The organism is Larkinella knui (assembly GCF_003858645.1).
GTDB lineage: Bacteria > Bacteroidota > Bacteroidia > Cytophagales > Spirosomataceae > Larkinella > Larkinella knui.
The window spans coordinates 420,818-436,669 of sequence record NZ_RQJP01000001.1; the positions used below are offsets into that span (position 1 = coordinate 420,818).

10 protein-coding genes are annotated in these 15,852 nt (G+C 52.5%); 7 read left to right on the forward strand and 3 right to left on the reverse strand.

Annotated elements, in window-relative coordinates:
• Positions 1 to 6: 6 nt before the first annotated feature.
• Entirely contained in the window at positions 7 to 1,146 is a 1,140-nt protein-coding gene (locus EHT87_RS01685; RefSeq protein WP_124903202.1) for an acyltransferase family protein, read from the reverse strand.
• Between the two features lie 88 nt (positions 1,147 to 1,234).
• Here EHT87_RS01685 and EHT87_RS01690 point away from each other — a divergent pair, with 88 nt between their 5' ends.
• The 6 genes from EHT87_RS01690 (at position 1,235) to EHT87_RS01715 (ending at position 10,451) form a co-directional block, all read left to right on the forward strand.
• Positions 1,235 to 3,814 carry a family 20 glycosylhydrolase gene (locus tag EHT87_RS01690; protein ID WP_124903204.1) on the forward strand — a complete coding sequence of 860 codons (2,580 nt, stop codon included), beginning with the start codon at positions 1,235 to 1,237 and terminating at the stop codon, positions 3,812 to 3,814.
• A gap of 111 nt (positions 3,815 to 3,925) precedes the next feature.
• Positions 3,926 to 5,179 (forward strand): MFS transporter, encoded by a 1,254-nt coding sequence (locus tag EHT87_RS01695; RefSeq protein WP_124903206.1) that lies wholly within the window; start codon positions 3,926 to 3,928, stop codon positions 5,177 to 5,179.
• A gap of 108 nt (positions 5,180 to 5,287) precedes the next feature.
• The gene (locus EHT87_RS01700) at positions 5,288 to 6,451 is read left to right on the forward strand and encodes a DNA-binding transcriptional regulator (RefSeq protein ID WP_124903208.1); all 1,164 of its coding nucleotides are present in this window, start codon (positions 5,288 to 5,290) and stop codon (positions 6,449 to 6,451) included.
• 338 nt (positions 6,452 to 6,789) lie between these two features.
• Entirely contained in the window at positions 6,790 to 9,063 is a 2,274-nt protein-coding gene (katG, locus tag EHT87_RS01705; RefSeq protein WP_124903210.1) for a catalase/peroxidase HPI, read from the forward strand.
• A 188-nt stretch (positions 9,064 to 9,251) separates the two neighbouring features.
• A complete protein-coding gene (locus EHT87_RS01710) occupies positions 9,252 to 9,710 on the forward strand; it encodes a DUF1440 domain-containing protein (RefSeq protein WP_124903212.1) in 459 nt (152 codons plus the stop codon).
• A 33-nt stretch (positions 9,711 to 9,743) separates the two neighbouring features.
• The gene (locus tag EHT87_RS01715) at positions 9,744 to 10,451 is read left to right on the forward strand and encodes a 3-keto-disaccharide hydrolase (protein WP_124903214.1); all 708 of its coding nucleotides are present in this window, start codon (positions 9,744 to 9,746) and stop codon (positions 10,449 to 10,451) included.
• A gap of 42 nt (positions 10,452 to 10,493) precedes the next feature.
• Here EHT87_RS01715 and EHT87_RS01720 read toward each other — a convergent pair whose 3' ends face one another.
• Entirely contained in the window at positions 10,494 to 12,812 is a 2,319-nt protein-coding gene (locus EHT87_RS01720) for a hypothetical protein (protein WP_124903216.1), read from the reverse strand.
• Between the two features lie 108 nt (positions 12,813 to 12,920).
• Positions 12,921 to 14,150, reverse strand: a complete 1,230-nt coding sequence (locus EHT87_RS01725; RefSeq protein WP_124903218.1) for a DegT/DnrJ/EryC1/StrS family aminotransferase — start codon at positions 14,148 to 14,150, stop codon at positions 12,921 to 12,923.
• Between the two features lie 136 nt (positions 14,151 to 14,286).
• On the opposite strand from EHT87_RS01725, the gene EHT87_RS01730 reads away from it, so the two are divergent.
• Complete coding sequence (locus EHT87_RS01730; RefSeq protein ID WP_124903220.1) at positions 14,287 to 15,570, forward strand: hypothetical protein; 1,284 nt, start codon at positions 14,287 to 14,289, stop codon at positions 15,568 to 15,570.
• Positions 15,571 to 15,852: the final 282 nt, after the last annotated feature.

The following is a 15,852-nucleotide window of genomic DNA, read 5'->3' on the forward strand; positions in this document are numbered from 1 at the left end:
TTTTCTCTAAAGCTTGATGAATATCTTTTTTCGGTACAGCAGATACGCCGGGATGAAATTGACAAAAACGAAGAACAGCGCATACGCCATACTGGCCAGTCGCGGATCGAATCCCAGGTCCGTCAAAGCGGCCACGCCGTGTTCGTTTAAGGAGTGTCCGCCGAATTTCAGGTAATAGAAAAGAATGGAAAGTACATCGGCCAGCACAAAGACCGTGATGGCATTGGCACCGAAAATGATACCCGGTTTGGTGCCGTTGGTGTTTCCCAGAATGTCGACCAGAAAATAAACCGCACCCAATACCAAGGCGGCAAAACCGGAGGTGACCAGCACGAACGAACTGGTCCAGAGGTTTTCGTTCGTAGGGAACGTCAGGTTCCAGCAAAAACCGAGGACCGCCGTAAATAAGCCGGTCGTCATCAGGTAATTTACTTTTTCATTTTTAGTGAAGTTGCTGATCATCAGGCGTCCGGCCAGCATTCCGGTAATGCCCGAAACTGCCGAAGGAAAGGTGCTGAGGATGCTTTCAGGGTCCCAGGTGCCCTGCCACATCCGCCCCGGCAGATACAGGCTGTCGAACCAGGCCACCAGATTGACGCCCGGTTCCAGCATGACTCTTCCGACGCCCGGGGTTGGAATCAGCGTTAGGGCCAGCCAGTAAATGATGAGTGTAACGGCCCCAATCCAGGCTTGCTGTTTCCAGGTGGTGTTCAGAAATAAAACCGCACAGATAAGAAAAACAAAGGCGATCCGGTGCAGCGTGCCGGTCCAGCGAATGTCTGAGAAATCGAAGGTGGGCAGCAGATTCAGGAACATACCGACGGCGAATATCTTGACGGACCGCAGGATGATTTTTTTGTACATTTCCCCTTTCGGATCATCCTTCTCCAGCCGTTTTGCGTAGGCCAGCGTAATGGAAACACCGATGATGAACAGGAAGAACGGCGCAATCAGGTCGGTGAACGACAAACCGTTCCATTTGGTGTGCTGCAATTGAAAGTAAACGTGGTCACCATCGCCCGGGAAATTCACCAGAATCATGGCTGCGATGGTAAAACCGCGCAGGGCATCGAGCGAGATCAACCGGTGCGGTGCTGGTTCCAAAACATCGGCGGGCGGGGTCAACTGGTTCGTTTGGGTAATCATCGAATCGGAAGTTGAAAAAGTCTTTGAAAGCCAGTGGTATTTTTAATACGCTATTCCGTATTATTAAGGCTACTTAACTGACCCCTCCATGCGTAACTTTTTTTGCCTCACGGCTTTATTCACGGTTTTACTCCTCCTGAACGGGTGCAAATCATCCGAAAATACGACAAAGGACATTGCCGTTTCCTGGGAACTGGTGAGCAATTTTACCGAGGTCGAAGGCGGTTTTGAAGCCCGGTTTATCCTGAACAATCACAGCGGATCGGCACTCACCGACAAAAATTGGGCTTTGTTCTTCAATATGTCTCCCCGGCCCATCAGTACCTCAAAAACCCCGCAACCGGCTACAGTTCAGCATATTAACGGCGATTGGTATAAAATGACGCCAAACGCCGGGTTTGCCCTGGCACCCGGCGATTCGACCGAAATCCGGTATTCGGGGACGGAAGCCATTATCAAAGTAACCGATGCGCCACTCGGGCTTTATTTCGTTTTCTACGACAAAGACGGCAAGGAGGAAAACATCGTTCAGGTGGCGAATTACACGGTTTTGCCGTTCTCTAAAAAGGAGCAGCAGCTGCGGGGAAAAGGCGATCTGATGCCGTTGCAGACGGCGGCCAAACGGTATCAGGACAACCTGGCACTCAGCCTGGTCGACGCGTCTCAATTGCAGAAAATCATTCCTTCGCCGGTAAAGATTACGTCGGGCGCGGGCACGTTCAATCTGGATAATAAACTCTCGATTTATTACCAAACCGGTCTGGAAAATGAAGCAAAGTTGCTCAGTCAGAAGTTGAAAACGCTGACCGGAACCGACTTTACGATTGCCGCTACCGCACCCGCCGGGAAAGGAATTGTCCTTAAAACCGGGCCGGTTTCGGTGAATGGAATTGCCAAAGAAGCGTATAAACTGAGCATCGACGGCAACGGTATTTCCATCACCGGCAGTGATGCGGCCGGGGTGTTTTATGGCACACAGAGCCTGCTGGCCCTGATTCCGACCACAACGTATCTGAAACCGGCGGCTTCGGTGGCCCTCAATTACGTACAGGTGGAGGATGCGCCCCGGTTTCACTTCCGGAGTTTGCACGTGGACGTCAGCCGGAATTTTCAGACCAAGGAAACCATTCTGCGGCTTCTCGATTTGCTGGCGACCTACAAAGTGAACCACTTTCTGTTTTACACGACGGAAGACGAGGGCTGGCGGCTCGAAATTGACGGGTTGCCGGAGCTGACCAAGGTCGGAGCGCAGCGTGAACACACGACCGGCAAAGAAACGTCCGTGCTGCATCCGTCGTACGGTTCGGGGCCGAAAGCCTATGAGGAAGGGAAATACGGCAGCGGTTTTTATACGAAAGCCGACTTCATCGAAATTCTGAAATACGCCAACGAGCGGCACATCAAGGTAATACCGGAACTGAACTTTCCCGGCCACGCACGGGCGGCCATCAAGGCGATGGAAGCGCGGTATGAGCGGCTGATGAAGGAAGGCAAAGAAGCCGAAGCGAACGAATACCGCCTGATCGATCCGGCGGACAAATCCGTCTATTTGTCGGCCCAGGCGTATACCGATAACGTGGTGAGCGTAGCGAAGGAATCGACGTATCATTTCTACGAAAAAGTGGTCGACGAGATCACCAAAATGTATGCGGAAGCCGGTTTGAAACTGGATGTTTTCCACGCCGGGGGCGACGAAGTAGCCGAAGGAGCCTGGACCAAATCCCCGCTGGCGGCTCAGTTGCTGAAAGAAAATCCGGCGATCAAAGACCCTAAAAACCTGCAAACGTACTTTTTCGGGAAGCTCTTGAAACGGCTCGAAAAGCGGAATCTGGAAATTCACGGCTGGGAAGAGGTGGCGCTCAACAAATCGGCGGAGGGGAAATACGTGGCCAATCCTGCGTTTGTGGGTCGCAAGGTGGTGCCCTACATCTGGAACAATATTTATGATTTGGACCTGGGCAACCGGCTGGCGAATGCGGGCTATCCGGTGGTGTTGTGCAACGTAACCAATTTTTATTTCGATCTGGCTTACAACAACGACCCGATGGAACCGGGGCTGTATTGGGGCGGCTTTGTTGACACGCGGGCCAACTGGGCGTTTGCGCCGTTCGATATGTTCAAAACCACGTATAAGACGTCGATGGGTAAACCGCTGGATTTTAGCGGGTTGGAAAAAATGAAACCGGAAGCCCGCAAAAACGTCATTGGACTGGAAGCGCAGCTGTGGAGCGAAACCGTCAAAGGCCGGGATATGATCGAGTATTATATCCTGCCCAAATTGCTCGGATTTGTCGAGAGTGCCTGGGCAGCGGAACGCCCCTGGGAAACCATCGAGAACCGGGATGCGCGGGAAAAAGCCATCCAGTCGGGTTGGAATATTTTTGCCAATACGCTGGCACAGAAAGACATACCACGACTGGCGGTATTGAATGGCGGTTATAATTACCGGCTTCCGATGCCGGGTGCGATTCTCGATAACGGCACTTTAAAAGCGAATGTCGAATATCCGGGCCTGGCGATTCGCTACACCACCGACGGCTCCGAACCAACGGCGCAATCGGCTTTGTATACGGCTCCGGTAGCGGTTTCGGGGACAGTTAAAATAAAGAGTTTCGACGCGGCTGGCCGGTCGAGCCGGACGGCCGTTGTGAATGGGAACGCGGATTGAACGGATTAAACGGATTTACACCGATTAAAATTAAAATCCGCTTATTAATCCGTTCAATCCGTTCATCGCACCGGCGACCCGGCTGCGTTCCCATCCAAAAAAATCCAGGCCATGAAGCCCAACACCCTGATTGTTATTTTAATTCTGCTGATCTTTTTTGTCATTTCTTTTCTGACCAATATTCTGGGCCCACTCATTCCGGACATCATCAAAAGTTTCGATCTGAGCATCGGCCTGGCCGGATTTCTGCCGTTTGCCTTCTTCGTTGCCTACGGGGTGATGTCGATTCCGTCCGGCCTTCTGGTCGAGAAATACCGGGAAAAACCGGTGTTGCTGGGGGCCTTTTTTCTGGCTTTTCTGGGTGCTTTGCTGTTTGCGCTGGTACCCGGTTTTGCCATTGCCCTGGTGTCCCTTTTTCTGATTGGAATCGGAATGGCCATGCTTCAGGTGGTGATCAATCCGTTGTTGCGGGTGGCGGGTGGCGAAGCGCAGTTTGCGTTCAATTCGGTGCTGGCGCAGCTTTTTTTTGGTGCGGCATCGTTTCTTAGCCCGATGTTATACAGCTATCTGGTGAGCAATGTTCATTCGGGTGCGACGTCTTCCCCGGTGATTGCGCTGTTTAATCAACTCGTTCCGGCCAACCTGAAATGGGTGTCATTGTACTGGGTTTTCGCCGTGACGGCGCTGCTGATGGTGGTGGTAATTTACTTCGTGCGTTTCCCGGAAGTGGAGCTGAAGGAAGACGAAAAAATCGATACCGGTAAGGCGTTTAAAGACCTGCTGGGGAATAAAACCGTCTGGCTGTTTTTCTGCGGAATTTTCGCGTATGTCGGTACCGAACAGGGCATTGCCAACTGGACATCGCAATTTCTGCAAACCTACCACGGCGTTGATCCGGCCACAACCGGGGCCTCGGTGATCGCGTATTTCTGGGGCCTGCTGACGGTCGGCTGTCTGCTCGGTTTGTTGCTGCTGAAGATTTTCGACAGCCGCCGGGTCCTGATGCTGTTTGCCGCCGGGGCCATCGTTTCGCTGCTGGCCGGCTTGTTCGGCACCCGGGATCTGGCGATTTACGCCTTTCCGCTCACCGGTTTTTTCGCTTCCGTCATGTGGTCGATCACGGTGTCGCTGGCGCTCAATTCGGTGCCGCACCACCACGGGACCTTCTCCGGTATTTTGTGTTCGGGCATTGCCGGTGGGGCCGTCGTGCCGCTCATCATCGGCGGTTTGGGCGAGCTGGTTGGCCTGCGACTGGCGATGTTGTTTCTGCTCATTACCCTGGGCTATATTTTCAGCATCGGCCTCTGGGCCCGGCCGTTGGTGAACAATGCCACGGTGAAAAGTTTTCGGGAATTATTTGAGTAAAAAGGGTTATTTCGCAGAGTTGAGCGGAGAAATACAGAGTTTAGCAGAGTAAAACTAGTCCTTTGCGTACCGCCCTTTTTCTCCGCTCAACTCTGCGAAACAATTTCTATGTATAAAATCATCCTCCTGATCGATTTTGCCGAGGATTACAGCAAGAACCTGCTGAAAGGCGTTACGAAATATTCGCGGGAACATGGCCCGTGGGTGTTTTGCCGGATGCCGCTTTTTTACCGGGAAACCATCGGCATTAAAGGCATTTTGCAGTGGGCGCAGGAGTGGGGTGCTGACGGTATTATCGGACAGTTTTATAACGACAACGAAATTTCTGAGATCATAAAAGCCGGTATCGCGGTCATTGCGCAGGACTTCAAGGAGCGGTTTGACGAAATTCCGAACATCACCGGAGCCTACCACGAAGCCGGGGCGATGGCAGCCGATTATTTTCTGAAAAAGGGATTTACTCAGTTTGCTTTTTACGGTTTTAAAGACATTGTCTGGTCGCGGGAGCGGGCCGAAGGGTTTGAAAACCGGATTAAAAGTGCCGGTTATTCGGTGCATTCGTTCGAACATACCAAAGCACAATCCAGCGAATTGTGGTATTACAAACCCAGTTCCCTGAGCAAATGGCTGCAATCGTTGCCCAAGCCGATTGCGATCATGGCCTGCGATGACCGTCAGGGTCAGCACATTACGGAAGCGTGTCGGCAAACCGGTATTCGTATTCCCGAGGAAGTGGCCGTGCTGGGCGTCGACAATGACGAAACGATCTGCGAACTGTCGGACCCGCCCCTGTCGAGCATTGCGCTGGATGCGGAAAAAGGCGGCTACGATTCGGCCAAGCTGCTCGATCACATGATTCGGATGGGCGTGGCCGGTTTCTACGATATTGTGGTGAAACCAACGCAGGTGGTGACGCGCCACTCGACCGACATCTACGCAACCAACGATCATTACATTGCTTCTTCGCTGAAATACATTCACCAGAACATCGATAAAAACCTCCAGGTGGATGAAGTTGTCAGACAGGTTCCACTGTCGCGACGGGCGTTGGAAAAGCGGTTTCATACGATTACCGGGTATCCAATTTATAAGTATATCTTTAACCTGAGGATCGAAAAATTTACCCAGAAATTACTGGAAACCGACATGACGGTTTTTGAAATTGCGCTCGATATGGGGCTGAGTGACAGCAAGAACATTGCGCGGCAGTTTCGGCAGGTGAAGGGATGTTCTCCCAGCGAATTCCGGGATAAATACGTGGCGGGGAAATAGAGTTTTAAAGTTGTTTCGCAGAGTTGAACGGAGAAAAAAAGAGTTTAGCAGAGTAAAATTTTTCTCCTCTTACCTCTGATTTCTCTGTTCAACTCTGCGAAATAACTCTTTAAACCGATGATGTTTCACTGAAAAACGTTTTACCGGCTGGTTTTACATTTTTGTTTGAAACCCCTGAAGCCCGGATTTTTCGGATGATTGATCCTGAGGTGATAGATTTTTACTATTTAAATATAGAATTTATCGATTGTGATTATTAGTTTCAATGCTATAACTTTAGCGCACTGCATCGTACCCCGTGCAGGAAAAATTGGGTTTTAACACATGAATTAATTAAAATGGAAAACGGATCAAATGACATTAGCAAATGCCCGGTTCACAATGGGAGTATGAAACACAATGTGGGCGGAAATGGTACCCGAAACCGTGACTGGTGGCCTAATCAGTTAAAACTCAATATCCTGCGCCAGCACTCGTCCAAATCCAACCCGATGGATGAGGATTTCAACTATGCCGAAGCCTTTAAAAGCCTTGACCTGCAAGCCGTGAAGAACGACCTTCATGCCCTCATGACCGATTCACAGGACTGGTGGCCGGCCGACTTCGGGCATTATGGCCCCCTGTTCATCCGAATGGCCTGGCATAGCGCCGGTACCTATCGGGTGGGTGATGGCCGGGGCGGTGCCGGTGCCGGACAGCAACGGTTTGCTCCGCTCAATAGCTGGCCCGATAACGTGAGCCTCGATAAAGCCCGCAGGCTGCTTTGGCCGATCAAACAAAAATATGGCCGCAACCTTTCATGGGCGGACTTGATGATCCTGACCGGTAATGTAGCCCTGGAATCGATGGGCTTTAAAACATTTGGTTTTGCCGGTGGACGGGCCGATGTATGGGAGCCGGACGAAGATGTGTACTGGGGCTCGGAAACCACCTGGCTGGGCAACGACCATCGCTACGCCGACGGTTCGCCCGGCGTTGCGGAGCATGGGGTCGTATCATCGGATGAAGATCCAGGACGCAACATCCATTCCCGCAACCTGGAAAAACCGCTCGGTGCCGCCCATATGGGCCTGATTTACGTAAATCCGGAAGGTCCCGATGGCAATCCGGATCCCGTAGCAGCCGCACGCGATATTCGCGAAACCTTTGGCCGTATGGCCATGAATGATGAAGAAACGGTGGCCCTGATCGCTGGCGGACACAGTTTCGGCAAAACCCACGGCGCTGCTTCTTCCGAGCATGTGGGCAAAGAGCCGGAAGCTGCCGATGTGGAATTGCAGGGTTTTGGCTGGAGCAACAGCTATGGTTCGGGTAAAGGTGCCGACACCATTACCAGCGGACTGGAAGTCATCTGGACGAAAACGCCCACCCAATGGAGCAATAATTTCTTCGAGAACCTGTTTGCCTTTGACTGGGAATTGACCAAAAGTCCGGGTGGTGCGCACCAGTGGGTGGCTAAAGACGCAGGGAGTATTATCCCTGATGCGTATGACCCCTCCAAAAAGCACGCACCGACCATGCTGACGACCGACCTCGCGTTGAAGCTCGATCCGGCTTACGAAAAAATATCCCGCCATTTTCTGGAAAACCCTGACGCTTTTGCCGATGCTTTTGCCCGGGCCTGGTTTAAACTGACGCACCGCGATATGGGACCCCGTGCCCGCTACCTGGGTCCTGATGTGCCGGCCGAAGTGTTGATCTGGCAGGACCCTATTCCGGCCGTCGATCATGTATTGATCGATGAAAGTGATCTGGAAGCCCTGAAAGCGAACGTATTGGCCTCCGGATTGAGCGTGTCTGAGCTGGTTTCAACGGCCTGGGCTTCGGCTTCTACCTTCCGTGGTTCCGACAAGCGTGGTGGTGCCAATGGTGCCCGGATTCGCCTGGCTCCTCAGAAAGACTGGCAGGTAAACAATCCGGTGCAGCTGCAAAAAGTATTGGCTACGTTGGAAAGTATCCGGAATGAATTTAACGCTGTGCAGACCGGTGGTAAAAAAGTTTCTCTGGCCGATTTGATTGTCCTGGCCGGTGTGGCTGGTGTTGAAAAAGCCGCGAAAGATGCGGGTTATCCCATCGCCGTTCCGTTCACGCCAGGCCGTATGGATGCTTCGCAGGAGCAAACCGATGTGGAATCGGTCGGCTACCTGGAGCCTATTGCCGACGGTTTCCGCAACTATCGCAAGTCAAGATTGACGGTATCTACCGAAGAGCTGCTGATCGACAAAGCGCAATTGCTGACGCTTACGGCACCTGAATTAACGGTTCTGGTGGGCGGTATGCGCGCATTGAATGCGAATTTCGACGGCTCCAAAAATGGGGTTTTCACGCAGCGTCCGGGCCAGCTTACCAACGATTTTTTTGTCAATCTACTGGATATGAACACCGCCTGGAAAGCCATTTCCGAAGACAAAGAAGTGTATCTGGGAAGCGACCGTGCCACCGGCCAACCCAAATGGACGGCCACGCGTGCCGACCTGGTGTTTGGCTCCAACTCCGAACTGAGAGCCATTGCCGAAGTGTACGGCAGCGCCGATGCACAGGGCAAATTTGTCAAAGACTTTGTGGCGGCCTGGAATAAAGTGATGAATCTGGACCGGTTTGAGTTAGCTTGATTAAAATAGATCAGCAAAAAGGGCCGACTCAGGTAATCTGAGACGGCCCCTTGCTGAACCGCCCGAAACAGGTAAGGTCGTTTCGCTGAGTTGAGCGGAGTTAAAAAGAGTCTGGCAGAGAGTTTTTCTTTACTTTTAAGAAATCGGCTCAACTCTTTTTAACTCCGCTCAATTTTGCGTTATAAAACATGTCAACTCAATCACCGCTGAAAACGATTTTATTGGCTGGTTTTACCGCCGGTACGCTGGATATCCTTGCGGCCATCAGTCTGCTGGGGAAGATGAAGCCAATACCGGTCTTAAACTACATTGCCAGCGGTGTTTTTGGCAAAGAAGCCTTTGCCGGAGGCATTGAAATGGCCTGGCTTGGACTTCTTTTTCACTATCTTATCGCCTTTTCATTTGCCATCGCCTATTTTCTGATTTTTCCCTATGTGCCCCTGCTCCGGAAACATAAATTGCTGAGTGGGTTGCTCTACGGTGCGGTGGTTTGGGTGGTCATGAATCTCGTTGTCGTGCCGATGACCAACGTATCGCGGGGGCCGATTCAACTGCAGAGTGCTTTACTGAACATGGCAATCCTGATGATTTGTGTTGGTTTGCCAATTTCGTTCCTTGTCCACCGGTATTATGCATTAAAACATTAATTTTCAGACTCGCTTAACTTAACTCCTAAATCCATGCATGGTCTGCTCATACTTGGCCTGTTTGCCCGGTTTTTCTTTGGTTTTTCAAACGATCCTCATCCGGCTCAGTCGGATTGGATCTGGCTTTTCGACGGCACCAATACGAGTCAGTGGATCAGCGCCAAATCGACGGATTTTCCGAAAGAAGGCTGGAGCATCGAAAATAAAACCCTGGTTGCGAACAAAGGCGGGGATAAATCGAAACGGGGTGGAGACCTCGTTTCGCGCCAGAAATTCAGAAATTTCGATTTGCGGTTTGAATTTAAACTGACCCCCGGCGCTAACAGCGGCCTGAAGTATTTCGTTAAAAAATACCCCGACGGTGCCTGGCTGGGCTGCGAATACCAGATCATCGACGATCAGGGAAACAAAGACATTGCCGGGGACAAAGACGATAAGCGTCGGACCGCGGGTTTATACGAATTGTTTGCACCCTCAGCGCGGAAACTCAAACCGATTGGTCAGTGGAACGAAGGCCGGATTGTCGTCAATGGAAAGCACGTCGAACACTGGCTGAATGGCGTTAAAGTGGTTGAGTATGAGCGCGGTGATGAGCGGTTTAACGCGGCCAAGGCGCAGAGTAAATTCAAATCCGTCGAGGATTTTGGCGTTATGGACGAAGGCTTTTTGTTGTTGCAGGACCACGGAGATGAATCGGCTTTCCGCCAGATTCGGATTCGGGAATTGCCCCCAACGCCCTAAAAAGCCCGCTGGTCGGGATTTGAAATCCCGACCAGCGACGTTTTATTGCTTCAATAACCAGACATCCGAAATCTTCGAGTGTTGCCGCCAGTTCAGGTGCGATTCTTCCGGTTCGTCGAAGGTGACGGAAATGCGGCCATCCTGCGTCAGCGACAGCGGGACAATCCATTCCTTGAAAGTTTCGGGCGCTTTGTTGTAAATCAGGGGTTTCAGGCGGTAACCGTCGACCCGCAGCAGGGCGTCGCCCGAACCGGCCACCCGAATGATGTAGCGCGCACCGGGATCGAGGTTGTCATAATCCAAAGCCGGGTCGTTCTGGAAGGTCTGCGTCGAAAGCCGCGCGCGACTCGAACCGTTGTCCCACCACGCAATGTCGGTGGCATCTTCGGAGATCGTTTTCACCCGCGGGCTGTTGCCGCCACTCGACACATCGTCGTAAAAGCTGCCAACGCCGGGCGTTTCCCAGTTACCGATGACGTGCATCCGTTCCACCTGCTCTTTCGGCGTTTTCATCGCCCGGATTTTCTTGAATTCGTCGGCCAGCCACCAGCGGTTGTTGAGCGGATAATCGACAAAATCCAGCAAACAGCCGCGTTCGTAATTCTTCGCTTTGTATTTGGGAACGCTGGTTTGCAGGCCGATAGACGCGTATAAATCGGCGCATAACGTTTCGATTCTCTTCCGAAGATCGACCGAAATGCGTTCTTTATCGGCTTTCTCTTCCGTGGCCAGTGCCAAATTTAGGGTATTTTCAATACCGGTTTCGGTAGCCTGAGCCAGCAATGCATTGGCGGTTTTTTCGAGTCCCTGCTCATAAATCAACCGCCGACGCGTGTAGGTGTCGTAATAGGCACGAAGAACCAGCATCTGCCAGCGCCAGTTGTTTTTTAGCTCAGGATGGGCGGTTTCCAGTGTTTTCCAGAAGGAGAAGGTCGCTTCAACACCGCCATTTTGCGCCAGAGGCCCCTGCCAGTTGTTTTCGAGGGCCGCAATCCCGTCGGCCACCTCGGTTGCCAGCGGCCAGCCGAAGAAAAACCGCCCGTAATCGGCCAGAATTTCGTTGACACTTCGGGCGGGGTCCCAGGCCCGCTGACTCCACGTTATTTTGTTGATATCATCGTGACACCCATCGGAATACGACACAAAACCGTCCGTGAACGGCGCGTATTTTCCGTGAATACCGGCGAAGAAAAAGGGCCGCGGATTGATGGCTTCCCGCCCCAGCGTCAGCGTATACGCCTGATCCCAGCGCTCCACCGGAAACTCACAGCGAACGTTGTGCGTCAGGTCCGGATATTCGCGGTGCTGGTAGTTTTTTGGTAGCCGAAAGCGGGTTTCGGCCATCGGCGGACTGCTTGGTCCCGACACCACGCCCTGCAACCAGGTCGGTTTGTTTTGCTCGAGGTATTTGTAAAAATAATCGATCTGTTCGGTACTAAAACCCTGCAACGAAATCCAGACTTTGGCTTTAGGATGGTATTTCACCAGCCTGCCTTGCAGATCCTTCAGAAAAGCCATCACCTCGCGCGGGTGGTTGTCGCCGGGGTCACCACCGGGGAAGAAAATATGGTCGAGTCGGGGGCAGGATTGGTAAAAAGCCTCATGCTTCTCAATCTCAGCTTTCCGTTTCGCTTCGTCGGTCAGCTCGAACTCCGCCGGTGTCCAGACCCAGTAATCCAGGTCGTATTTCTGGCACAGTTCACTTAGGCGCACCTGCATTTGAGCGGCCGGTATTTTAAAATGCGGACTGGCTTTTTCTTCTTCGTGAAACGGAATTCCCTCGATGGCGTTGGTGCCGAAAACCGCTAGGTCGCGGTAATACTGTTCAAATTGGGCCACGGTCCAGGCATCGTAGGAGTTGGCGGTGGTCCGGTAGCCCAACTGGTGCCCGCGAATCGGGTAAGCAGGCGAAGTGGCTACATCGACGGGCCCGGCGAGTTCGAGCCGTTTGCCGTCCATTTTCAAATTCCGCAGCAGCCAGCCGGAGCCGAACAGGATTCCGCGGGCATCCGCGCCGATGATCCAGAGTGTTGCGCCTTCGGTTACGATGCGAAAACCTTCCGGTTTTTGTTCCGCTAAATCGGTGCCCGTACGGCTCGGAACCGGTTTTCCGGCCACCGCTTTGTCGGATGAAAGCGCCAGGGCGATGGTGGCTGAAGAGCCGGTGGGCCACGCCTGCGCCAGCTTCAGACTGCTGTTGGTTCGTTTGGCAATCTCTTCCACCAGCATCTGCGGGGCGGTGGTCCGCATGGGCGATGGGATGGAGGGCGAAACCAGAATCACGGCATTTTTGAGGCTAACGGGTTGAGCCGCAAGCTGAAAGGCAAGGAGTATGAACAGGAGTGTAATGCGAGGGGTCATGGTGGGTTTGAGGAAATAAGAGTATTCGTTATTTCGCGGAGTTGAGCGGAGAAAAGAAGAGTTACGCGGAGCTAAATAAAAACTCTGCTAAACTCCTTTTTTCTTCGCTCAACTCTGCGATACAACTCGTTGGATTTTACGGATCGCTTCGGCAAATGCGCGCATGTCTTCCCGACTTCCCAGCATGGCGTGCTGAAAAATCCAGACGGCTTCGTCGCGGCACGCGCGTTCGGCTATGGGGCAATGTACCGACGTGTAATCGACCGATTCCGGGATGGCGTAACACATGAAATTCCGGTTCTGAAAAACCGGCTGTGTGTACAGCGGATGCGGATAGCCCGTCGAACACGGAACGCCTTCTGCCGACAGCCGGGCCACAAATTCGGAACGGGAAAGCGGGCCAAACGCCGACGAATCGTACTTGAAAATGTAGAGGTGATAACAATGGCGGATTTCTCCATCACCCCGGCTCAAGGGGGTAATTCCGTCGATGTCTGCCAGCAATTCGTTCAGATACAGGCCGTTGTTGTTTCTCAAAACCGTCTGCTCTTCCAGGCGTTTGAGTTGCTGGGAGAGCAAAACCGCCTGCATCTGGGTGATGCGGTAGTTACAGCCGGGGTTAAAATGGTCGTACCATTGACCGCCTTCCATCCGCCCGACGTTACGCAGCGACGCCATCATCCGGTACAGATTTTCGTCGTTGGTGACCACTATACCGCCTTCGCCACTGGTCAGATTTTTGGACGACTGAAAGCTAAAACTGCCCGCATCGCCGATGGAGCCCAGTTTACGGCCCTTGTATTCGGCTCCGTGGGCGTGGGCCGCGTCTTCGATAACTTTTAAATTATGCCGGTGGGCAATGTCCATGATGGCGTCCATATTGCAGGCCAAACCGGCAAAATGAACGGGAATAATGACTTTGGTTCGTTCCGTAATGGCCGCTTCAATGGCTTTCGGATCGAGGTTATAGGTTTCGGGATCGATGTCGACGAATACCGGCACACAGTTGACTTCCAGAACCGTCGACGCCGTAGCGATGAACGTATAGGGGGGAACGATCACCTCGTCGCCCGGTTTCACTCCGCAGGCCATCAGCGCCAGCCGGAGCGAAACGGAACCGTTGACGCAGCTAACCGCGTATTTGGTACCGCAATAAGCCGCGAATTCCTGCTCGAAAGCGGCCACGGCTTCTCCGCAGTCGGGATTGGCCCACCGCCCGCTCCGAATCACTTCGGCCACGGCTTGAACTTCGTTTTCATCGTAAATGGGCCAGGGGAAGGTTGTCTGGACGGTTTTTTCTCCACCGTCGATGGCCAGGGTTTCCAGTGTACTTTTCATTTTTCTGTCCGAATGCACTCTCCTAAACTACGGGTTTCGATGGGTTTCAGGCTATTGCAACCGGATAAATTTTCGGGTGAATAGCCTGTTTTGCAGCCCGTAACGTACTAAGTTCAAACCCTTTTCCTGAACCACCATGAATTCTAAATCGCTTTTAATCAGCCTGCTGGTTGCGGGTATGTCAATGGGAACGGCCTGGGCCATCCGGGGTCAGTTTGGTCACGAGCAGGGTGCGGCCTGGGCCGGTTCCATCGGTGCCCTGAGTGTGCTGCTGGTGGCCAAGCGGGCCGACTGGTATTCCCGGGTGTTTAAAGCAACGCTGGCGGCTGCGGCAGGCTGGGGCATTGGCGGCATCATGAGCTACGGCATTGTGGTCGGCTACGGCCGGGGCGTCGACTTTGTAAATGTCTACTACGGTCTGGTTATGCTGTTCATCATCGGCGGGTTATACGGGTTCATCGGGGGTGGTTTGTTCGGTCTGGCGTTGGCCGATTCGTCAAGAAAACGGGTTTTATGGCCTCAGTTGATCGTTGAAATGTTCGTGGGCGCGGTGGTAGTTTACTTCTTTCTCATCGAAGAATGGGGCTGGCTGATGACTCCTCCGCGTTCGGAAATGTGGGCCGCTTGTCTGGGAATGGCCTTTGCACTGACCTGGTTTATCTACCGCACCGAACAGTATTCCGCGTTACGGGTGGCCGTGTTTGCCGGGTTGGGCGCGGGCTTCGGATTTGCTTTCGGGAATTTCCTGCAAGTGATGGGCGGAGTTTCCACCTTCAAGTTCAATTTCTGGAATGTGATGGAATATTCGATCGGATTTTTCGGGGGCGCTGGCATGGCGTACGGAACCTTTACCTCACGTTGGGAACCGGCCGAGGACCCTCAGAAACGCCGTAGCCAGTGGTTTCCGTTGCTGACGCTGACGCTGGTTATTCCCTTCATCGTCTGGGAGCAGACGTTTGAACGAAAACGGCTGGAGGAAATCTATACCAAAATTACGGCGGGGGATGTTACGGCATTGGCCCAAACCATTCAATGGGTGGCGCTGGCTGCCCTACTGATTGCGGGCATCAGCTGGTTTATGCTGTATTACCGAACGAAAAGAACGGAATTTGTCAGCTATGACTATAGCGACGTCCGGACGTTTTTTATCGGCCATTTCAGTTTGTATGCCGCGTTTAGCTTTCTGATAACCGGCGCGTTTATGAGCGGATACCGGCCGGAACAATATCTGTACCTGGTGAATCTGGGCTTCGTAACGTTGCTGATCGGGAACGCAAAACCGCGTTTTTCAAATCGGGGATTGTATGGCAGCAGGTTGGCAATGGGCTTCGCGTTGCTACTCGTTTTTATTGCGTTATTAACCCTGGTTGCCATCAACCTGCACGGCGAAATGAAGGGCATGAACCGGCGATTTGAATAGTCTCATTTTTAGTTTATTTTGCACCTGGTAGTAAATTATACTCTGCGTTGATACCCGTTAACGTGGAAGGCCTAGCCGAATTCAATCGTATGCTTAACCGGTATTTCATGTTGCGTTTTAGTCTGATAGTCTTGATCCTGCACGGGTGCTTTATCTGGGCTTCCGCCCAATGTGTGGTCTCTCAAGATGGCAAAGGGCGGGTAATTACCACGTGTCAGGTATATAACCGGGATAATGGCGGTATTTTAACCGGCAACCATATTCAGGTCATTTATGAAGGAA

What these genes read in the sequence shown, in the direction of transcription:
- EHT87_RS01685 (WP_124903202.1), bottom strand. Translation starts at nt 1,146, where the DNA reads ATGATTACCCAAACGAACCAGTTGACCCCGCCCGCCGATGTTTTGGAA.
- EHT87_RS01690 (WP_124903204.1), top strand. Translation starts at nt 1,235, where the DNA reads ATGCGTAACTTTTTTTGCCTCACGGCTTTATTCACGGTTTTACTCCTC.
- EHT87_RS01695 (WP_124903206.1), top strand. Translation starts at nt 3,926, where the DNA reads ATGAAGCCCAACACCCTGATTGTTATTTTAATTCTGCTGATCTTTTTT.
- EHT87_RS01700 (WP_124903208.1), top strand. Translation starts at nt 5,288, where the DNA reads ATGTATAAAATCATCCTCCTGATCGATTTTGCCGAGGATTACAGCAAG.
- katG (WP_124903210.1), top strand. Translation starts at nt 6,790, where the DNA reads ATGGAAAACGGATCAAATGACATTAGCAAATGCCCGGTTCACAATGGG.
- EHT87_RS01710 (WP_124903212.1), top strand. Translation starts at nt 9,252, where the DNA reads ATGTCAACTCAATCACCGCTGAAAACGATTTTATTGGCTGGTTTTACC.
- EHT87_RS01715 (WP_124903214.1), top strand. Translation starts at nt 9,744, where the DNA reads ATGCATGGTCTGCTCATACTTGGCCTGTTTGCCCGGTTTTTCTTTGGT.
- EHT87_RS01720 (WP_124903216.1), bottom strand. Translation starts at nt 12,812, where the DNA reads ATGACCCCTCGCATTACACTCCTGTTCATACTCCTTGCCTTTCAGCTT.
- EHT87_RS01725 (WP_124903218.1), bottom strand. Translation starts at nt 14,150, where the DNA reads ATGAAAAGTACACTGGAAACCCTGGCCATCGACGGTGGAGAAAAAACC.
- EHT87_RS01730 (WP_124903220.1), top strand. Translation starts at nt 14,287, where the DNA reads ATGAATTCTAAATCGCTTTTAATCAGCCTGCTGGTTGCGGGTATGTCA.